This is a genomic window from Flavobacterium sp. (assembly GCF_046155325.1).
Lineage (GTDB): Bacteria > Bacteroidota > Bacteroidia > Flavobacteriales > Flavobacteriaceae > Flavobacterium.
The window spans coordinates 1-21,976 of sequence record NZ_JBJXDQ010000102.1; the positions used below are offsets into that span (position 1 = coordinate 1).

The following is a 21,976-nucleotide window of genomic DNA, read 5'->3' on the forward strand; positions in this document are numbered from 1 at the left end:
TTTTTTCTCCATCAAAGGTGATGGAGGCTAATTGCATCAAGCAAAGTTCTACAAGAAGTCGTTGGTTTTGACTTACTTTATATTTTAAATCACAGTCATTAGCAATTTCTATACCTTTTAGCAAGAACTCTTGTGATGCTTTTTGACATTGGATAGCGTATAGTTTTTGGGCTTGTTCCCCAACTTCTAACAAGGATAAAGTAGCAGGTGTTTTCGAAACCAATAAATCTCTGAAATGCGATGCTAAACCCGATACAAAATGATGTGCATCAAATCCTTTGGCAAGAATTTCGTTAAAAGTAACCAACAATTCTGGAATTTTATTTTCCAAAATCAAGTCGGTTACAGTAATGTAAGTTTCATAATCCAATACATTCAAGTTTTCGGTAACAGCTTGACGCGTCAGGTTATTTCCACAAAACGAAACTACTCGATCAAAAATAGATAATGCATCACGCATAGCACCATCTGCTTTTTGTGCGATAATGTGTAAAGCATCGTCTTCGCATATTACGCCTTGGCTGGCAGCCACTTCAGCAAGATGTTCTTTAGCATCTTTAACAGTAATTCTTTTAAAATCAAATATTTGGCAACGTGAGAGTATGGTCGGAATAATTTTGTGTTTTTCGGTCGTAGCCAATATAAAAATGGCGTGTTTTGGCGGTTCTTCTAAGGTTTTTAAAAACGCATTAAAGGCAGCCGAAGACAACATATGAACCTCGTCAATTATATAAACTTTGTATTGTCCTGTTTGTGGTGGTATTCTAACCTGATCTATCAAATTTCGTATGTCATCAACCGAGTTGTTAGAAGCGGCATCTAATTCAAAAACATTGAAAGCAAAATCTTCATTTGGGTCGTCATAACCGGGTTGGTTAATTTTTCGAGCTAGTATTCTTGCACAAGTTGTTTTTCCAACACCACGAGGTCCGGTAAACAATAGGGCAGAAGCTAGGTGATTGCTTTCTATTGCATGTAACAAAGTGCTAGTAATTGCTTTTTGACCCACTACATCTTTAAATGTTTGAGGGCGATATTTACGAGCCGATACTACAAATTGTTCCATAGGATTTTCTTCGAAAGCAAATATAGATTGAATAATTACGAATTCCAAATTACGAATTATGAATTCCAAAATTTAAAATACGTAATTCTCAATTCCAAATTTCTTACATTTGCATCGCAGACCGCCTTATCGTCACGCCCAAAAGCGTGGAGGAAAGTCCGGACACCAAAGAGAAGCATAGCGGGTAACACCCGTCGGTTCCGATTTATCGGAATTAGGACAAGTGCAACAGAAAGTATGTACAGGTAATGCTGTAGTGAAACCAGGTAAACTCTATGCGGTGAAATTTCAAGTATATCGATAGTTAAGGGTTTCTCGCCCGTTGTCGAAGGGTAGAAAGATAGAGTTCGTGAGTAATTGCGAACCTAGATAAATGATAAGGCCACGCTCAGGTGTGGACAGAACCCGGCTTATAGGTCTGCTTTTTTTATAAAGAGAAAATTTAATTAGCCACAAATTCACAGATATTTAATTAATTTTAAAATCTGCGAATCTGTGGCTATCTTTTTGAATGTTATTGTTAAAATTTATTCCTCTTCAGAATCCGAAAATAAATCATGGTTTTTTTCATCTTCATTCGATTTTCCAATTTCAAAGAAACTAAAAATAGAACCTCCATAACTTTTCTTGAAAGAAAAATGAATCAAATGGTCGAGTTTGGTGTATTTAGAATGTTCTATTACCATCATTCCGTCATCTTGAAGGGTATTTTTTTCGAAAACTAGTAAGACAATTTTATCAAAAGTTTTTTGGTCTAAAGCATAAGGAGGATCGGCAAATATTATATCATATGTAGCTTTGTTTCTTTCTAAAAAAGTAAAAACATCACTTTTTGTAGCGGCAATGTTAAAATCATATTCCACAGCAACTTGCTTGATAAATTTTACACAACCAAAATCTGCATCTACACTAGTAATTGGTGTGCTGCCACGAGAGGCAAATTCGAAACTGATATTTCCGGTTCCGGCGAATAAATCTAGTATTTTTAAGCCTTCAAAACTGAAATGGTTATTCAAAACATTGAATAATGCTTCTTTACTCATATCAGTAGTTGGGCGAACTGGAAGACCTTTTGGAGGGAAAATACGTCTTCCTTTATATTTCCCTGAAATAATTCTCACGATTGGAATAAAATAAAATGTTTTCTATTTTGGGCAATTGAAAATGAATTTTTTTTCTGCAAATTAGATACATCAAATTGAGAAATATTTCGAATATATTTGAAAGCCAATTGATAAAAATCGTCTTCCTCGGTAATGTTTCCTAACAATTCCAATTTGAAATTCTCCGGATTCATATTTAATTGTTCAGCAGTGAAAAGCAAATAATATAGAAAATCTTCGGGAGTTTGGTATTCAAATGAATTAAAAAAATGTAATTTTTGATTTTGCAACACTACGATTTCAAAATGACTTGGATTAAAATTAACAATCATTATTTTTTCATCATTGTTTTTAGAAGCATCTAAAAGCTTTGTGACCAAAATAGTATTAGCATGTTGATAATCGAAAGTTCCGAATTGATCAATAAAATAATTATTTAAATTTACATAAGGGATGTATACATTATTCAATTGGTAATTTGAAACAGTATCAAAAGCATAAAAATCGGTTTCGAAAACCTTCGTGTTGTATTGCAAATAACTTCCCAAGAAGTTTTCGTCAAAAAGCGGTTCTGGCACAAAAGTCGAAAGATTATTGTTGTGAATCACCAATATCTCGTCATACGAATCCTTTAATTCAGGGTTGTCCCTGAAAGCATCGGCAAACAATTCTTCGGTTTTGGTAGTTTTATGAAAAGTGTCAAAATGGATTTCTTGTACCGAAAGAATAGTATTATTTAATGTGTCAAAAACACAAAACGAAAGCCCAGTCAGTGAAACCTGAATGGATATTTTTTTGTATTTTTTGTCCGTGATATTACTGTTAATTGGCATAGTTGCAAACATACAAATTAAATGAAGAATTAACAATTGATAATTAATATTTGATAATTGTTAATGAAAAACTTTCCTTACTTTGCAATCAAATCATACCAAATGAATTCCTCCTTTTTTTATAGCCTTTTACAGAAAAAATTTCCTTTTACTCCAACGTATAAACAGGATATATTTTTCCAAAAAATTGCTATTTTCTTAACCGAAAACGATAACAACACGATTTTCGTATTGAAAGGATATGCAGGAACAGGAAAAACGACCGTGATTTCGACTATCGTCAATAACTTAATTGACATTAATAAGAAATACGTTTTGTTGGCACCAACAGGTCGTGCGGCCAAAGTAATTGCCAATTATTCGAACAAACCCGCTTTTACAATTCATAAGAAAATTTACTTTCCCAAGAAATCCTCAGGCGGTGGCGTTTCTTTTACTTTGCAACAAAACAAACATAAAAACACCATTTTTATCGTAGATGAAGCTTCGATGATTTCGGACATCAATTCTGATTCTAAGTTATATGAAAATGGTTCTTTGCTCGATGATTTAATTTCATACGTTTATTCGGGAACCAATTGCAAGATGATTCTTTTGGGAGACACGGCTCAATTACCGCCAGTGAATTTGGATATTAGCCCCGCTTTAGACATTCAAACTTTAGGTTTAAATTATAATAAAGAAGTAGAACATATCGAGTTGGACGAGGTAATGCGTCAGGAAGAAAACTCCGGAATTTTATATAATGCCACAGAACTTCGGGAGTTGTTGAAGGATTCTTTTATTGACGAATTCAAATTTGATTTGAAAAAATTTAAAGATATTGTCCGATTGAGCGACGGTTATGATATTCAGGACGCCATCAATTCTGCTTACAGCAATTATAGTATCGAAGACACCGCTTTCATAGTTCGGTCGAATAAAAGGGCCAATCAGTACAATGAGCAAATCCGTTCGAAAATCCTCGATAAAGAAAATGAATTGTCAACTGGAGATTTTTTGATGGTCGTAAAAAATAATTATTTCTGGCTAAAAGATTCGGATGAAGCCGGTTTTATTGCTAATGGTGATATTATCGAAGTGTTAGAAATCTTTAATATTAAAGAATTGTATGGTTTTACTTTTGCCAAAGTAAAAATACGAATGGTCGATTATCCCAATCAAATTCCGTTTGAGACCGTGTTATTATTAGATACCATAAAAAGCGAATCTCCCTCCTTAACCTACGAAGAATCCAACCGATTATATCAAGAAGTTTTGAAAGATTATGAAGGCGAAACCAAGTTCAAGCAATTTCAAAAAGTGAAAGCCAACGAGTATTTTAATGGACTTCAAGTCAAGTTTTCGTATGCCATAACCTGTCATAAATCGCAAGGAGGACAATGGAATACCGTTTTTATTGAGCAGCCCTATTTGCCTGATGGCATCAATAGAGATTACATTCGGTGGTTGTACACTGCGATGACAAGAGCCAAAAATAAATTATATTTGATAGGATTTAAGGATGAGAGTTTTGTGGAATGATATTCCGTAGAGACCCGATTTATCGCGTCTCACATCATATTTCCCAGTTTTATGTGAGACGTAATAAATTGCGTCTGTACCTCGAAATCCTGATATTAAATAAATAATGATTCAAATTATGGCAGAAAAATTCCGAAATAAATATAGAGTTCCATCAGCCAGATTGCAAAATTGGGATTATGGTACTAATGGAGCCTATTTTATCACGATTTGCACCAAAGAAATGCAGCATTTTTTTGGAGAAGTTGTCAATAAAAAGATGAATTTAAATTCTTTAGGAGTATTGGCCGAAGAATATTGGATCGAAATACTAAAACAATTTCCTTACGTAGAATTGGGTAATTTTCAGATTATGCCCAATCATATGCACGGAATTTTGATTATTGATAAATCAATCGTTACCGCCGCAGACGTAGAGACGCGATTAATCGCGTCTAATTTGAATGATGCCAATAGCAGTGAGACGCGATTAATAGCGTCTAATTTGAATGATGCCAATAGCAGTGAGACGCGATTAATAGCGTCTAATTTGAATGATGTCAATAGCAGTGAGACGCGATTAATCACGTCTGTACCGCTGGAGAAAGATGGAATTGGAGGATTTGCTGGAGAAAATAATCCAATGTTAGCTGATAATATTTCCAGAATAATTCGTTGGTATAAAGGAAGATGTACCTTTGAAATCCGAAAAATAAATCCAAATTTCGGATGGCATCCTCGTTTCCACGATCATATCATCCGAAATTCGGAATCATTTGAAAGAATAAAAAATTATATAGAAGAAAATCCAGCGAGATGGGAAGAAGATAAATTTTATAAAAAATAATTTGCCAGCGTACAGACGCGATTTATCGCGTCTCTATTATATTTCAAAAAATATTCATTATGAATACTTAAAATGATTTGCATCAAATTTCAGACACACTTTGTAAAACCGACAGCAGCTTTTACACTGTAAAGATTATGTAGATTGGTTTTGTGGGAAATTGGTATATTTGGAAAAAATAACAAACATTAACGCAATATTATGATTATGAAAAACAAATTATTAGTAGTTGCTATTAGCTCTTTTTTATTATTTTCTTTTGTGACAATTCAGCCAAATGATGATAAAAAAATTAAAAAAAAAATTATTGGAACTTGGAGTGGTTCTGAAGAAGGTAATCAAATCAAAGGAGTAACAAAATATTGGATTCAAGAAAGAAAGAAAAATGGAACTTTTATACTGATGTATACTGCAATAACGGATTGTAAAGCGGTTAATTTAGTTGAAATAGGTAAATTGTGGATTAAAGATGGGTTGTTTTATGAAAAAACGGATACAAATAATGACCCTGATGTATATGAAGTTAAAATTTTAGAAGATGGAAAAATTCATTTTAAAGCTAAAGTTTTGACAATAGAATTTGATAATGAAGAATATGAGTTTACAGAAACCAGAGAGGAATAAATGAAAACAATAGCAGTCATTCCAGCACGTTACGCTTCCACACGATTTCCAGCCAAACTGATGCAGGATTTAGGAGGCAAAACCGTGATTTTAAGAACCTATGAAGCAGCTAAAAAGTCCAATCTTTTTGATGCTGTTTTTGTCGTTACCGATTCTGATTTAATTTATAACGAAATTGTTTCCAATGGAGGCAAAGCCATTATGAGTATCAAGGAACACGAATCAGGAAGTGATAGAATTGCCGAAGCGGTCGAGAATATGGACGTGGATATTGTGGTCAATGTACAAGGCGACGAACCGTTTATAAATACTGTGGCTTTAGAAAAATTGATTGAGGTCTATAAAAACGACACCGAAAACAAAGTGGATTTAGCTTCATTAATGTTTGAAATTAAGGATGATGACGAAATCAACAATCCTAATAATGTAAAAGTGGTAACAGACCAAAATGGATTTGCGCTCTACTTTTCGAGATCTGTGATTCCGTATCCTAGAGAAAAAAATGTGGGTGTTCGCTATATGCAACACATCGGGATTTATGCTTTTAGAAAACAAGCCTTGATGGATTTTTACAATTTACCAATGAAATCTCTGGAAGCCTCCGAAAAACTGGAACAACTGCGATATTTAGAATTTGGAAAGCGGATCAAAATGATTGAAGTTGCTGACAGGAGTATAGGAATTGATACTCCGGAGGACCTTGAAAAAGCTAGGAAATTAATTCTATAAAGAATGAAAAAAAGGATTTACCAGTTTATTTTCTTCCGATTAATGGGTTGGAAAATTGAAGGAAGTATTGATAGTAATATCAAAAAATGTGTCTTGATGGTGATACCTCACACAAGTTGGCATGATTTCTATTTAGGGATTTTTACTCGAGGAATTACTGGTTTAGAAATGAATTTTATTGGCAAAAAAGAATTGTTTAGATTTCCGTTAAACCATTATTTTCGTTGGATGGGAGGGGAACCTTTGGACCGTTCAGGCAATTTGAATAAAGTAGAAGCTATAGCTAAAATTTTCGAAAAAAAGAATGAATTTAGATTGGCCATTGCACCCGAAGGGACCCGAAAAAAAGTATCAGAATTAAAATCAGGATTTTATTACATTGCTCTTAAAGAGGGTGTTCCAATAATTCCAGTGGCATTTAATTTTGGAAAAAAATCAGTTCAATTTGGTAAACCTATATTGCCATCGGGTGATTATGAAAATGATTTAGTACTGTTATTAAAGCATTTTGAAGGCGTTTTTGGGAAAATTCCAGATTACAGTTTTAATCCATAAAAACAATTCGCAATAAAATTTATGTAAAGATGTTTACATTTGCATAACAAAAGAATATTCATGATGAATTTAGAACAATTGTTCAATCTATATAAAGAACAAACTTTAAAGGGACGTTATATTACATTGGATTCTATAGAGCCTTTACTACAAAAAATAAATAATAAGAATCAAATTGAAATTATCGGAAAATCAGTTCTCGAAAAACCAATTTATAAATATCAAATAGGTAAGGGGAGAATTAGAATTCTACTTTGGTCTCAAATGCATGGTAATGAAAGTACTACTACTAAAGCACTTTTTGATTTTTTTAATCTTATTAATAGCGATACGGATTATGCTAAACAATTAATAAGCAATTTTACTTTTTGTATTCTTCCGATGTTGAACCCTGATGGAGCTAAACTTTACACAAGAGAAAATGCTAATGAAGTAGACCTTAATAGGGACGCTCAAGATTTATCTCAACCCGAAAGTATTATTTTGCGTAAAATATTCGAAGCGTTTAAACCTGATTTTTGTTATAATCTTCACGATCAGCGCACCATTTATGGTGTTGGAGACACTAGAAAACCAGCAACTTTATCATTTTTGGCACCAGCCTTTAATGAAGAACGCGACATGAATGAATCAAGATTAAAAGCGGTAAATCTTATTGCTGGAATAAATTCAATAGTGCAACAATATATTCCGGGGCAAATAGGCAGGTTTGACGATTCGTTTAATATTAATTGCGTAGGAGATACTTTTCAGTTTCTTGGGGTGCCAACTGTTTTATTCGAAGCAGGTCATTTTGCAAATGATTATGATAGAGACGAAACTCGAAAATTTGTGTTTTTTGCATTAATTTCAAGTTTTAATCTTTTAATCGATAACGATATAGTAATTAGTAAAATTGAAGATTATTTGATTATTCCTCAAAATAAAGTTGTTTTTTATGACTTTATGTATAAAAATATCAAAATTTATTATGATGGTATTGAAAAAATAACGAGTTTTGCAGCTCAGTATAAAGAAGAATTAATTGAGAATAATTTATTTTTTAACGCCTATATCGATAAAATAGATGATTTAGAAAATTACTATGGACATATAGAATATGATGGAATGGGTGGTTTGTATTCTGATCAAGGCAGCAATTCTCCAAAGTTAGAAAGTAAAGCTAATTTTAATTTGGATACTGAATTAAAATTTCAAAATGGATTAAAAATTTAGGTTTTTTTTTGGATACCTAATATAAGCATAATAAATTAATTATATAATTATGAGTAAATTTCGTTTAGATGAAGTAGATCACCAAATCTTAGATATGTTGATTGATAATACAAGAATTCCTTTTACAGATATTGCTAAAAAATTATTGATTTCTGCGGGTACTGTGCATGTTAGAGTAAAAAAAATGGAAGATGCTGGAATTATTATGGGTTCTTCATTAGTGCTTGATTATGATAAATTAGATTATTCTTTCATTGCTTATGTTGGAGTTTTTCTTAACAATACCTCTCAAACAAAGTTTGTTTTGCAACGAATTAATGAAATTCCTTTTGTTACTGTTGCTTCAGTAACTACAGGTAAATTTAATATTTTTTGTAAAATTAGAGCTAAAGACACTAAACATGCCAAAGATGTTATTTTTATGATAGATGATATAGAAGGAGTTTACAGAACAGAAACTATGATTTCTTTAGAAGAAAGTATCAACGACAAAAAGCGTTTGATGCATACGATCTTTAAGAACATGTAATTCACTTAAACGTTTATATTTTAATGAACCTCTAGTGAATTCTTGAGGTTTTTTTTATTCAGATTTAACCCTAAAACAACAATATTATCCTTATGTATACGCTGCCAAAAATAGATCGATTTAATCAAGAAGTACTTTCCAAATATCATATTTACAATAGTGTTTTTATTACTTTGCCTTTTGATTCTATAGATAATACAGGAGTTTTGCTTCCTTTATTTACAGAAGTTTGCGACAAAGGTTTTAAAAAGCAGGAAACACCAAAAGAAATTGTAAATTTCTTTGATAAAAAATATCTACACAGTGTTTCTGAAGAAGAGAAAATTGATTTAATGTTTCGGTTTATTCAATATATCGAACGTCAAATAGTACTTTTTGATGCTATTGAAGATGCAGCTTTTCCAATTGTAAATAATATTGAAGGTATTGGTTCTTTGCGTGATATAAAAGAAAAATCAGATGTAGAGAATAATAAAGAAGAATTAATCGAATGTTTAGAAAATTTTAATGTTCGTACCGTATTAACGGCTCATCCAACTCAATTTTATCCTGGAGCAGTGCTTGGAATTATTAATGATTTGACCGATGCAATTCGTAAAAATGATTTGTTAGAAATAAAGCAACTATTAGCTCAACTTGGAAAAACACCTTTTATTCAAAATGAAAAACCAAATCCTTTTGACGAAGCGGTTAGTTTGATTTGGTATTTAGAAAATGTATTTTATGAAACCTCAGGAGAAATGGTTCATTATCTTCAAAAGAATCTTTTGAACGGAGAAACAATCAAAAATCAATTGATTAAATTAGGGTTTTGGCCAGGTGGAGATCGTGATGGAAATCCATTTGTAACAACTGAAATAACTCTTAAAGTATCTGATCGATTGAGAACATCAATTTTGAAATGTTATTATATCGAGATGAGAAACTTAAAAAGAAAATTAACTTTTTCTGGGGTTGATGTTTTAGTAGCTGAATTGGAGAATAAGTTATATCGATCTGTTTTTTATTCAAAAGGTGATATTTTCATTTCATTGGATGAATTTAAATCTCAATTACTTAAGATAAAAACAATAATAGTTAAAGAACATCAATCTTTATATCTTGAAGAAATTGAAGCCTTACTTATTAAGGTGAATTTGTTTGGATTCCATTTTGCTTCTTTAGACATTCGACAAAACAGCAAGATTCATGATGCAGTTTTCAAAGACGTTTTTGAATATTATAAAGCAACAGAATCAAATGTGTTTCCTGAAAATTATTATGATTTGACTGAAAGTGAAAAATTTGAGGTATTATCGAATGTAAAAGGAAATCTTGACTCAAGCGCTTTTGAAAATGAATTAACAAAGTCAACTATAGAATCTATTCAAGTAATTAAAAAAATTCAAAAATCTAATGGAGAATTTGGTGCCAACAGATATATTATTAGCAATAATGAAAGTGCATTAAATGTGATGGAAACTTTTGCATTGTTTCATTTAAACAATTGGGATAATCTAACTGTTGATATTATTCCTTTGTTTGAATCTGTTAATGATTTGCAAAATGCACATGTAATAATGGAAAAATTATATTCTAATAAAGCATATTCAGATCATTTAAAAAACCGAAATAACAAACAAACTATCATGCTTGGTTTTTCTGATGGAACGAAAGATGGCGGATATTTGATGGCAAATTGGAGTATCTATAAAGCAAAAGAGCAATTGACTACAATGTCAAGAAAATATGGAATTCATGCTATATTTTTTGATGGTCGTGGTGGGCCTCCAGCTCGTGGAGGTGGTAAAACGCATAAGTTTTATGCTTCATTAGGTCCAAAAATTGAAAACAGCGAAATTCAAGTTACAGTTCAAGGGCAAACTATTAGTTCTAACTTTGGAACTTTAGATTCATGTCGTTATAATTTAGAAAATTTATTGAGTGCTGGAATTACGAACCAAGTTTTTAGTAAAGACAAAAATGAACTTTCAAAAGATGACTCTGCAATTTTGGATCAATTGGCTCAATTGGGTTATGAAAAATACCTAAGCTTTAAAAATCATCCTAAATTTATTCCGTATTTAGAACAAATGAGTACTCTAAAGTATTATGCAAAAACTAATATTGGAAGTCGTCCTTCTAAGAGAAGTAATTCAGAAAATTTAAATTTTGCCGATTTAAGAGCTATCCCATTTGTGGGGTCTTGGAGTCAATTAAAACAAAATGTTCCAGGTTTTTTTGGAGTTGGAACAGCATTAAAACATTTTGAAGATACCAATCAATGGGATAAAGTTCAAGATTTATATAATGGTTCTTTATTCTTTAAAACATTATTGGAAAATAGTATGATGTCATTAGCAAAATCTTTTTTCCCACTAACAGCTTATATGAGTAAAGACCCTGAATTTGGAGCATTTTGGCAAATTATTTATGATGAATTTTTAGAAACTAAACGATTACTATTAAAAATAGCGGGTCATAAAGGGCTAATGGAAAATTACCCAGATGGTAAAGCTTCCATCGATATTAGAGAGCGAATAGTTTTACCTTTGTTGACAATTCAACAATATGCTTTATTGCGAATAAACGAATTAATCAAAGAACCAACTCCAAATTTAGAGTTGATTAAAACTTTTGAAAAAATTGTTACCAGATCTTTATTTGGAAACACAAATGCTAGTAGAAATTCCGCTTAATTTAATTTAAATATGATGTCTAATGAATTGATAACTTCAGAGTATTCATCTTTTAATGCAACCTATATCAATGCAGTTGATCAAAATGTTGATTTAATTGATTGCTTCGAAATGGGTTTTGAAGAAATGATTTCAATTATTTCAAAGACTCCATTTGATAAATTGAAATTTAGATACGCCTTTGGTAAGTGGACTATTAAAGACATTATTCAACATATTATAGATGTTGAGCGAATTTTTAGTTATAGAGCTTTACGAATTTCTAGAAATGATACAACACCATTACCAGGTTTTGAAGAAAATGATTATGTTGAAAATACCAATGCCAATGGCAGGAGTATTCAAGATTTATTAAATGAATTAAAAGTAGTTAGAACAGCTACAATTATACTTTTTAAAAGTTTTTCAAATGAACAATTAAAAAATCTAGGCATTGCTTCAAATAATCCCATTTCAGTTAGAGCAATAGGATTTATTATTATTGGTCATCAACACCACCATTTTAAAATTATTAAAGAACGATATTTAAATATAGGATAATATTTTACATTTTTAGAACATGATTTTAATAGAAAAGAGGAACTCAATTAAGTTCCTCTTTTCTATTAAATATATTATTCATCGTCATCATCATCAGTTAAATCAGTCTCATTAATATCATCATCTTCATCATCTTCATCATCTTCATCTTCGTTATTTAAATCTTCTACATCGTCATCTTTAAAATCTGGAGTATCAAGGTTATCGTCATCGTCTTCATCATCTTCATCTATGCCTTTCATTGGTAAAATTGGTTCAATTTCGTCCGCAATTTCATCATCTTCATCATAATTCTCGATTCTATCAGCAAGTTTAGTACTTACTTTTACTAAATAAATAGTATCTTCTGTTTTTACTTCAACTGCTTCAATTAGTTCATTTTGAGCATTTCTAAAACGTATAATATTTGAATCATCATAGCCATCAGAAAATTTTTCAACTAAAAGGTTTAAAATTTCATGTGTAAGTTTAGCGTAGTCAACAATTATTCTTTTCATAAATTAATCTATAAATCTAATAAATAAGCAAAAATTAATGGAGCAACAATAGTTGCGTCCGATTCTATAATAAATTTTGGGGTATTAATATCTAATTTTCCCCAAGTGATTTTTTCGTTTGGCACTGCGCCAGAATAAGATCCGTAACTAGTTGTCGAATCCGAAATCTGACAAAAATAACTCCAAAAAGGAATGTCATGCATTTCCATATCTTGATATAACATTGGTACTACACAAATAGGGAAGTCACCTGCAATTCCTCCGCCAATTTGAAAAAAACCAATTCCTTTAGAACTGTTTTTTGGGTACCAATCTGATAAAAATACCATATACTCAATACCTGATTTCATGGTTGATGCCTTCAAATCTCCTTTAATTACATAGGATGCAAATATATTTCCCATTGTGCTATCTTCCCAACCTGGTACAATAATAGGTAAATTTTTCTCAGCAGCTGCATACATCCAGCTGTCTTTTAGATCAATTTCGTAATATTCTTCTAAAACTCCTGATAGTAGCATTTTATACATAAACTCATGAGGGAAATAACGCTCTCCTTTATCATCAGCATCTTTCCAAATCTTGTATATGTGTTTTTGTAATCTTCTAAATGCTTCGTGTTCTGGAATACAAGTGTCTGTTACACGATTTAATCCTCTTTCTAACAAAGCCCATTCATCTTGTGGTGTCAAATCTCTATAGTTAGGTACTCTTTCATAATGAGAATGAGCTACTAAATTCATGATGTCCTCTTCTAAATTGGCACCAGTGCAAGAAATAATATGTACTTTATCTTGACGAATAATCTCAGAAAAAATTTTTCCAATCTCAGCTGTACTCATCGCCCCAGCCATACTCACCATCATTTTAGCACCATTTGCTAATTGTTGTTCATATGCTTTAGCCGCATCTACTAATGATGCCGAGTTAAAATGCAAATAATGCTTTTCAATAAATTGACTTATAGGTCCCTTACTCATTTTTATACTTTTATATTTAAAAAGAAACTTTGAAAAACATTTTCAAATTTAATAATTTTATTAGAATTTTATTTTTTATTATATCCTAAAATATTTAAAACTTCCTCTGCCGTTTGCTGCTCAGAGAAAACCTCGGTGGCTAAGATTCCATTTTCATCCTTATCAATTAAAATATGTTTTGGCTGTGGTATTAAACAATGGTGTAATCCACCATATCCACCTATTGTTTCTTGATAAGCGCCTGTGTTAAAAAACCCAATATATAAAGGTTTTTCTTTATTATATTTTGGTAAATAAATAGCATTCATATTTTGTTCGGAATTGTAATAATCATCACTATCACAAGTCATACCGCCTAATAGAACTCTTTCATATGTATCATTCCAACGATTTATTGCTAGCATGATAAAACGTTTATTGATAGCCCAAGTGTCTGGAAGTGTTGTTATAAATGAAGAATCAATCATATTCCACTTTTCTCTATCATTTTGTTGTTTCTGATATAATATTTGATAAATGGCTCCACCACTTTCACCTACAGTATAAGAACCAAATTCAGTAAAAATATTAGGAACTTCTACTTCAGCTTCATCACAAGCAATCTTGATTTGATTTATGATTTCGTCGATCATATACTCATAATCAAATTCAAAAGCTAAGGAATTTTTTATCGGAAAACCACCACCTATGTTCAATCCATCTAATGTAGGGCATTCTCTTTTTAAAGCAACATACACTTTTATACATTTAACTAATTCGTTCCAATAATAGGCATTGTCATTAATGCCAGTATTAATGAAAAAATGCAACATACTAAGTTCTAATTTATTGTTGTCTTGAATTTGTTTTTTATAAAACTGCACAATGTTTTTATATCCTATTCCAAGTCTCGATGTATAAAATTCGAACTTGGGCTCTTCTTCAGCAGCAATACGAATTCCAATTTTGAATTTCCTTTTAATTTTATCCTGTAAAATATCTAATTCTTCGTAATTGTCAATTATTGGAATAGTATTTTTATGACCATGATTAATTAAACGAGCAATGTTTTCGATATATTGATCTCTTTTGAACCCATTACAAATGATATAAGTACTTTTATTTATTTTACCAGATTCTAATAAATTTTCAACAATATTAATATCAAAAGCAGAAGAAGTTTCTATATGAATATTATTTTTAAAAGCTTCATTCATCACATATTGAAAGTGTGAACTTTTTGTGCAATAACAATAGTAATATTTTGCGTCATATTTATTTTTTTCCATTGATTTACGAAACCAATTTTTGGCTTTGTTAATGTTGTTGGAAATTTGTGGCAAATATGTGAATTTTAATGGGGTGCCATATTTCTCTACTAGTTTCATCAAGTCAATGTTGTGAAACTGTAAGTTGTCTTTATTTAGGGTAAACTCTTCTTGTGGGAAATAATAGGTTTGATTAATTAGATCAAAATATTTTGTATTCATTTGTTTAAGTATTTTAGAAAATTAATGAAATAAAATAACACAAATGAATTCAAACTCTAATATTGGCATAAATGATTTGAAGATTTTCATGAAAAAGCTTTGAATAATGAAATGAACCAAAATATAAATAGTTATTATAACTATTAAAAATCCTTAATAGTCTTCTTAAAAAGGTATTGTTCTCTTTTCGAAAAGAATAAAAATTTATTTTATTTTGATTTTTTTTCATTGTGACAAATGTAAAAAATAATATAGACGTAATGCAATCCTTTTTTGTAAAAAATAATTAAGATTTATAATCTAAAAAAGCATTTAATATCAATTCATTTTCAACAGATTGATTGATTTTTATTTTTCCAATACCTTCAATTAATGCAAATTGAATGTTTCCATATTCATTTTTCTTGTCATGAATAAGTAATTCTAATATTGGTTCAATGTCTTCATCTTCGAAAATGATGTCATCATAGATGCTTTTTAAAGTATTTTTTATTTGAAAATATTCTAATTCGTTGATAAGGTTTTTATGAAGTGATATATAGCTTTCTAAAATCATTCCAACAGCAATAGCTTCGCCATGTAATAATGTTTTTTTGTTTTCGTTTTCAAGAAAATAACTTTCAATTGCATGTCCAAGTGTATGTCCAAAATTTAATGCTTTTCGAATGTTTTTTTCTGTTGGATCCTGAATTACTATTTCATTTTTAATTTCTACAGAACGGTAAATTAATTCATCAAAATCTATAAAATCAAGGATTTTCATATCAAGAAATTTTTCCCAATACCCTTTGTCAAAAATGAGTCCATGCTTCAACATTTCGGCAAGTCCTGATCTCATTTCATTTTTCGGTAAAGTATCTAGATATTGACTATCAATAAGTACCATTTTTGGCACATTGATAACCCCAATTTGATTTTTTAAGTTTCCTAAGTCAACTCCTGTTTTTCCTCCAACAGATGCATCTACCATAGATAGTAGCGTAGTGGGAATATTAATAAAGTCAACCCCTCGTTTAAATGTAGAAGCTACAAAACCGCCTAGATCGGTGACAACACCACCACCAAGATTGATTATAAGGCTTTTTCTATCACCACCAAGTTCGGTCAAAACATTCCAAATTTGTATACAAGTTTCAATGTTTTTATTATGTTCGCCAGGTTCAAATTCAATTATTTCAATAGTAAGATCCGTTTCTAAATTGGGTAAAAATTTGGGTAAACAAAGCTCATTTGTATAGGTGTCTACAATAATGAATATATTAGAATACTTGGCTTCTTTAAGATGAGTATTAAGTGCTTTAATTCCATTTTCATTAAAATGAACTAAGTAATTATTGGCTATTATTGATACTAATTTTTTTGACATATTTTTATTTTGTTAATCAATACAATTATTTTAGTAAACTATTTTATCATTGTTTTACAAATAGCAATGTTTTTAATAACTTTCGGATTATTAGGGTCAATTTTTAAAGCCTTTTCTAAAGCTTCTAAAGCTTTTATATAATTTTTTTCTTTATAAAATTGTATCGCTTCTTTGGTATAATTATTACTATTTATTTTTTTTGAATTACTCTTAAAAAGTCCTCTTCTTTCAATTAATTCAGCGTTCTCAGGGAAATGTTTTAATCCTTCATCAATGAATTGAATTAATTTTTTAGTACTATATTTTGAGTTATTTAAAGCGCTTGAAGTGTTTATCCACACTTCTGGATTATTATTATATTCAATATATATTTTATGTATCTGTAGAATTGCAAGAGTGTCTTTTATAGTATTTGCGGCATTAACGGCACCAATATAATAATCACGAGTTCTAGGTCTGATTTCAAGTGCTTTTTTTGAATAAATATATGCACTATCTAAATTCCCTGTTTCTTTTGCAATGTTTGATTTATAATATTCAGTCCTTCCTAAATATGGATTTATTTTATGACCTATATTTAAATATTTTTGTGCTTGTTTATAATTTTTTTCTAAAACAAAATATTTGCCAGCATAGGTAGCAAATGGTTCTCCACTAGTAAAAACGTTTGGGTAATTAGGTAATTTGCTCACAATATCACCTGCTTTCAGATTGAAATTCTTCGTTGCAAAATTAGATCGAATACTATTTTCTAATTGATACGCTTTGAAAATTTTATACGATATATAAGCAGTTAATATCGAAATAACAATTAATAAAATCGCATATTTTTTACCAAAATCGTTGGATTTAGTTTCTTGAATTTGCGATACATTGATTAATGTCAAAGCAAAAAACAAGCAAAAACCTAATTGCATAGTTGGTCTATAAAAAGGAAAATTAAAAAAGGCATCAACTGCATAAGAGACAAGTAATAAAAAAGAAACTAAAGCAACAATAGTAGTATTTTGTTTTTCTGATTTCAATACTATTTTTAAATTTATCATGCTCAATAAAATAAAAATAGACAAATAGATAATTCCATTTAAAATTCCAGTTTCTGTTGTAATTTCAATAAAGTCGTTATGTGTGTTATTTGATATTTTCCTGTCTTTAGAAATTATTTTTTCATATGGAATTGATTCTGTTTTCCAATTGCCAAGCCCTATTCCAGTTATAGGATTATCTTGAATCATTTTCGCTGCATTTTTCCAATACAGTAATCGAATATTTGAGGAACTACTTTCAATGTTTGTTACCTGTTTTACTCTATTTGTTACTGATTCATAACGACCTTTGGTTTTACTCGATTTCAAAACCTGATTTGAGATGAAAAATGAGAAAATGATGGGGATTATGATTAAGCAAATTTTAAAAATACCAGCTTTTTTTTCAGTATTCATTTTCAGAAAAATGATACTAAAAAGTATGATTTCAAGAAATAAACTTATGTAAGTAGCCCTAGAGCCAGATAGAAAAATAAGTGTAACTGCTAAAAATAGGGTAAGAATTAAAAACCATTGTATCCATTTTTTAAAATGGATGATACTAATTAAAACAAAAGGTATTTTCAAACATAAACTAGAGGCTAGAATGTTGATGCTTCCTGTGTTTCCTTTTAAATCGATTAATGCTGCAACATAAGAACCTGTCTTTACTGTTTTAATAAATTCATTAATCTCACTAAATGATTGGATAAACAAGCTCAAACTTATTATTAAAGCAATCCTATAAATCAAGTGCAACCTGTTATAAAACAGAACTATTAAATTAAGTAGCGTGAAAAGAATGATGAGTAATCTCGAAAAATTGACAATCCCTAAAGAAGTATTTTTAGCAAAAAAAACGGAGATTCCGCACAGTGCAATAAAAACAAAGTAGAATTTCAGAACTAGGCTTTTTTTGCAAAAAGCTATTAAATTTTCAGAGATCAACAACGGATTATTGAAAATATACAATCCTATAATTATATTTAAAATAGATAAATAAATATATTGAGGCCCTAGAATTTCAATACTTTTGAAAAGGGGCAAAAAATCTATAACAAAAAGCCCAACAATAAAAGATAAGGAAATCACATCATAATAATTCGTTTCCGATTTTTGGTTAATTTCAACTTGATTGTATGTGATATTTATCTTGTTTTTTTTGCTCATTTCAATGATTATTTAAAAAGAATAAACTTGTAAACTATTTTTTAATATTGGTATGCAAAATAAGGGATTTTTTATCAAATAAAATTAAAACAGTCTTTATATTTGTATAAAAGAAACTGAATAAAATGAAAAAAATATTTGATAATACTCAAGTTGCATTTTCATTGAAAAGTGATATAGAACTCCACAGAGCTTATTTTATTTTCAAACTAATTTCAAATAAATTACTAGTAAGAATTGGAACTTTATTATTAAATTTTGCACTAAAAATAAATCTCCCAGTTGAAAGTTTAATACGCTCTACAGTTTTTAATCATTTTTGTGGAGGAATAAGTGAGAATGATTGCATTTCAGTTGTAGAAAAAATGTTTGCCAATGGTGTGTTTTCGGTTTTGGATTATTCTATTGAAGGTAAAGAAGAAGAGGAGCAATTTGATTCGGTTTTAAATAAAACTATAGCGCTAATTTATTTTGCTAAGAATAAAAAAGCCATGCCTTTTGTGGTTTTTAAACCTTCTGGTTTTGGGCGCATCAATTTATTTCAAATTATTGGTGAAGGAAAGCAGTTAACTTTTTTGGAAAATGAAGAATGGAAAAGGGTAGTGGTTCGTTTTGAGATGGTCTGTAAGGCATCATATGATAATGATATTAGGTTATTAATTGACGCTGAAGAAAGCTGGATTCAAGATGCAATTGATAATTTGGTCGAAGAAATGATGTTAAAATATAATAAAATAAAACCTATTGTTTTTAATACGTTTCAAATGTACCGTTGGGATCGCCTAGAATATTTAAAAAAATTACATCAAAATGCAAAGGTAAAAGATTTTCAAATTGGTGTTAAACTTGTTCGTGGAGCCTATATGGAAAAAGAGAATCATAGAGCACAAAATATGGGTTATGTAACACCTATTTGTTTATCAAAAGATGAAACTGATATTAATTTTGATAAAGCTATTCAATATATAATTGATAATATTAGTATTATGTCAATTTATCTGGGTACTCATAATGAATCCAGCAACTATTTTTTATTAAAATTGATGAAAGAAAAAGGATTTAAAAATAATGATGTTAGAATTTGGTTCGGGCAATTATACGGAATGAGTGATAATATAACTTATAATTTAGCAGAAAATGGATATAATGTCACCAAATATTTACCCTTTGGACCTGTAAAAGATGTAATGCCCTATTTAATTCGTCGTGCCGAAGAAAACACATCGGTGGCAGGACAAACAAATAGAGAATTATTATTGATTAATACAGAACGAAAAAGGAGAAAAGTAAATTAAACCTCAAGAATTACTAAACTGTAAGTTGCTTAAGTTTTTATAAATTCCATTTTCTAAAGTAATCAATTCTTGATGAGTACCTTGCTCGGTAATTAGACCTTTGTCAAGCACCAAAATTTGATCGGCACTGCGAATTGTCGAAAGACGATGTGCAATAATTATACTAGTCCTTCCTTTCATCAAAATTTCTAATGCTTCTTGAACGAGTTTTTCACTTTCACTATCTAAAGAAGAAGTTGCTTCGTCTAATATTAAAATACTTGGATTTTTAAGCAAAGCCCTAGCTATAGCAATCCGTTGTCTTTGACCACCAGATAGTTTTATTCCTCTCTCACCAACAACAGTTTCCATTTTTTCGGGAAAACTTTCAATGAAATTTATAGCATTTGCTTGACTAGCTGCTAAAATAATTTCTTCGTCGGTTGCATTTGGTTTACCGTATGCTATATTTTCTTTTATCGTACCTCCAAATAAAATGATATCTTGGGGTACAATACTCATATTATTTCTAAGATAATCTAAATCAAAATCGTATATATTTTTATTGTCAATTAATATCGATCCTCCATCAATGTCATAGAAGCGCAGTAGGAGTGAAGCAATCGTCGATTTTCCTACACCACTCGGACCTACAATTGCTATTTTTTGACCAAATTTAGCTTCAAAATTAACGTCTTTTAATACTTGAATTTCTTTTCGAGAGGGATAACTAAAAGCGACGTTTTGAAAACTAACTTCACCTTTAATTTTTTCTAAAGAAATGTTATCTTGATTTGTATTTATAATTTCAGGCACTTCGTCTAAAAGTTCAAAAACTCTTTCGGTAGCACCTATAGCTTTTTGCATTTGGGCATACAATTCAGCGATTCCCCCAGAGGATGCACCTACATAACTCGAATATAAAATAAAAGTAAATAATTGACCAACGGTAATCTCTCCAGAAATACTTAATTGTACACCATACCAAACTACGGCTACAATAGTGCCAAACAAACAAATAATAATAAAAGAAGCAAAATATCCACGAAATTGACCGCCTTTAATTGCAACTTTTACGACTTCATTTATTTTAGCTTTGTAGCGTTCTATTTCATACCATTCGTTTGCAAAAGCTTTAACGATGCTAATTCCCTGCATCGTTTCTTCAACAACAACTTGACTTTCGGCAACTTGATCTTGTACTTTTTTCGAATATTTTCTAATAAAACGGCCAAAAATAACTGCTGCAATTCCTACCAATGGAACTACAGAAACCATCATTACCGTTAATTTTATATTGATACTCGCTAACATTATAAAGCTTCCGATAATCAAAATAAATTGACGAAGAAATTCGGCAATTGTTGTGGTTAATGTGTCTTGAATCTGACCAATATCGTTGCTTATACGACTATTTAACTCACCAACTCTTTTTTGAGAAAAAAATGACATTGGCAATTTTACTAAATTAGTATATAGGGCTAAACGCACATTAGATAAAGTGTTTTCAGTAAAATTCACAAATAATGATAATCTGAAAAAGGAAAAGATGGATTGTAATAGTAATACTAAACCAAGTCCAAGTGCGATTTTATTAGCTAAAGCACTATCTTTTTTATTGACACAATCCACTAACATTCCCATAAATTTTGGAAAAGCTAATGCTGTTATACTGGTAAGTAATAAAAAAATTAATCCAACATAGAATTTCCAACTATTGTTTCCTGCATATTTAAAAATAATTTTTGCTTTTTTAAGAGAACTGGCTGTAATTTTTGATTTTGGCAAATCATTTTCTTTAAATCGACCCATTTAAATAGTTTTAATTTGCAAATATACTACTATATCAATTGTTTAATAAACTCTTTTGAATTCTATTGCGGATATAATTTAATTGAAATATTATAGGTTTAAATTAATTGCATTTTTCAGTAATTTGTTTGCATATACAATAACTACAATGTATATTTGCA

Annotated in this window: 19 protein-coding genes and 1 other RNA gene; 11 read left to right on the top strand and 9 right to left on the bottom strand. The window is 30.2% G+C overall.

Annotation, left to right across the window (positions count from 1 at the left end):
* On the bottom strand, nt 1–1,066 hold a 1,066-nt coding region (gene dnaX / locus ACKVOD_RS07030; protein WP_409208776.1), incomplete at its 3' end, for a DNA polymerase III subunit gamma/tau.
* 113 nt (nt 1,067–1,179) lie between these two features.
* On the opposite strand from dnaX, the gene rnpB reads away from it, so the two are divergent.
* Nucleotides 1,180–1,495, top strand: an RNA gene (gene rnpB, locus ACKVOD_RS07035) — RNase P RNA component class A.
* Nucleotides 1,496–1,593: 98 nt separating this feature from the next.
* Here the strand turns inward: rnpB and ACKVOD_RS07040 are convergent.
* Nucleotides 1,594–2,187 (bottom strand): RsmD family RNA methyltransferase, encoded by a 594-nt coding sequence (locus ACKVOD_RS07040; protein WP_409208759.1) that lies wholly within the window; start codon nt 2,185–2,187, stop codon nt 1,594–1,596.
* On the bottom strand, nt 2,184–3,002 hold the full coding sequence (locus ACKVOD_RS07045; RefSeq protein WP_409208760.1) for a DUF3822 family protein: 819 nt from the start codon (nt 3,000–3,002) through the stop codon (nt 2,184–2,186). Before ACKVOD_RS07045 ends, ACKVOD_RS07040 begins: the two co-directional genes overlap by 4 nt.
* Before the next feature lie 102 nt (nt 3,003–3,104).
* Here ACKVOD_RS07045 and ACKVOD_RS07050 point away from each other — a divergent pair, with 102 nt between their 5' ends.
* The 9 genes from ACKVOD_RS07050 (at nt 3,105) to ACKVOD_RS07090 (ending at nt 12,222) form a co-directional block, all read left to right on the top strand.
* Nucleotides 3,105–4,526, top strand: coding sequence for an ATP-dependent RecD-like DNA helicase (locus tag ACKVOD_RS07050; protein WP_409208761.1), 1,422 nt, complete (start codon nt 3,105–3,107; stop codon nt 4,524–4,526).
* Nucleotides 4,527–4,644: 118 nt separating this feature from the next.
* A complete protein-coding gene (locus ACKVOD_RS07055) occupies nt 4,645–5,352 on the top strand; it encodes a transposase (protein WP_409208762.1) in 708 nt (235 codons plus the stop codon).
* A 207-nt stretch (nt 5,353–5,559) separates the two neighbouring features.
* A complete protein-coding gene (locus ACKVOD_RS07060; protein WP_409208763.1) occupies nt 5,560–5,976 on the top strand; it encodes a hypothetical protein in 417 nt (138 codons plus the stop codon).
* The gene (gene kdsB / locus ACKVOD_RS07065; protein ID WP_409208764.1) at nt 5,977–6,705 is read left to right on the top strand and encodes a 3-deoxy-manno-octulosonate cytidylyltransferase; all 729 of its coding nucleotides are present in this window, start codon (nt 5,977–5,979) and stop codon (nt 6,703–6,705) included. It begins immediately after the preceding gene.
* A 3-nt stretch (nt 6,706–6,708) separates the two neighbouring features.
* Nucleotides 6,709–7,260, top strand: coding sequence for a 1-acyl-sn-glycerol-3-phosphate acyltransferase (locus ACKVOD_RS07070; protein WP_409208765.1), 552 nt, complete (start codon nt 6,709–6,711; stop codon nt 7,258–7,260).
* Nucleotides 7,261–7,323: 63 nt separating this feature from the next.
* Nucleotides 7,324–8,475 (top strand): M14 metallopeptidase family protein, encoded by a 1,152-nt coding sequence (locus ACKVOD_RS07075; protein ID WP_409208777.1) that lies wholly within the window; start codon nt 7,324–7,326, stop codon nt 8,473–8,475.
* A 49-nt stretch (nt 8,476–8,524) separates the two neighbouring features.
* Nucleotides 8,525–9,004: an Lrp/AsnC family transcriptional regulator gene (locus ACKVOD_RS07080; RefSeq protein ID WP_409208766.1), complete on the top strand. Its 480-nt coding sequence runs from the start codon at nt 8,525–8,527 to the stop codon at nt 9,002–9,004.
* Nucleotides 9,005–9,096: 92 nt separating this feature from the next.
* A complete protein-coding gene (locus tag ACKVOD_RS07085; RefSeq protein WP_409208767.1) occupies nt 9,097–11,682 on the top strand; it encodes a phosphoenolpyruvate carboxylase in 2,586 nt (861 codons plus the stop codon).
* A 12-nt stretch (nt 11,683–11,694) separates the two neighbouring features.
* Nucleotides 11,695–12,222, top strand: a complete 528-nt coding sequence (locus ACKVOD_RS07090) for a DinB family protein (protein WP_409208768.1) — start codon at nt 11,695–11,697, stop codon at nt 12,220–12,222.
* A gap of 74 nt (nt 12,223–12,296) precedes the next feature.
* On the opposite strand, the gene ACKVOD_RS07095 is transcribed toward ACKVOD_RS07090, so the two are convergent.
* The 5 genes from ACKVOD_RS07095 to ACKVOD_RS07115 all read right to left on the bottom strand — a co-directional run bounded on the left by ACKVOD_RS07095 (nt 12,297) and on the right by ACKVOD_RS07115 (nt 18,729).
* Nucleotides 12,297–12,719, bottom strand: a complete 423-nt coding sequence (locus ACKVOD_RS07095) for a DNA primase (RefSeq protein WP_409208769.1) — start codon at nt 12,717–12,719, stop codon at nt 12,297–12,299.
* Between the two features lie 8 nt (nt 12,720–12,727).
* The gene (locus ACKVOD_RS07100; protein WP_409208770.1) at nt 12,728–13,699 is read right to left on the bottom strand and encodes a deoxyhypusine synthase family protein; all 972 of its coding nucleotides are present in this window, start codon (nt 13,697–13,699) and stop codon (nt 12,728–12,730) included.
* A gap of 68 nt (nt 13,700–13,767) precedes the next feature.
* Complete coding sequence (locus ACKVOD_RS07105) at nt 13,768–15,168, bottom strand: arginine decarboxylase (protein WP_409208771.1); 1,401 nt, start codon at nt 15,166–15,168, stop codon at nt 13,768–13,770.
* A gap of 286 nt (nt 15,169–15,454) precedes the next feature.
* Nucleotides 15,455–16,534: a 3-dehydroquinate synthase gene (gene aroB / locus ACKVOD_RS07110; protein WP_409208772.1), complete on the bottom strand. Its 1,080-nt coding sequence runs from the start codon at nt 16,532–16,534 to the stop codon at nt 15,455–15,457.
* Nucleotides 16,535–16,572: 38 nt separating this feature from the next.
* A complete protein-coding gene (locus ACKVOD_RS07115; protein WP_409208773.1) occupies nt 16,573–18,729 on the bottom strand; it encodes an O-antigen ligase family protein in 2,157 nt (718 codons plus the stop codon).
* A gap of 125 nt (nt 18,730–18,854) precedes the next feature.
* On the opposite strand from ACKVOD_RS07115, the gene ACKVOD_RS07120 reads away from it, so the two are divergent.
* Entirely contained in the window at nt 18,855–20,024 is a 1,170-nt protein-coding gene (locus ACKVOD_RS07120; protein WP_409208774.1) for a proline dehydrogenase family protein, read from the top strand.
* A gap of 3 nt (nt 20,025–20,027) precedes the next feature.
* On the opposite strand, the gene ACKVOD_RS07125 is transcribed toward ACKVOD_RS07120, so the two are convergent.
* Entirely contained in the window at nt 20,028–21,815 is a 1,788-nt protein-coding gene (locus tag ACKVOD_RS07125; protein WP_409208775.1) for an ABC transporter ATP-binding protein, read from the bottom strand.
* Between the last annotated feature and the right edge of the window lie 161 nt (nt 21,816–21,976).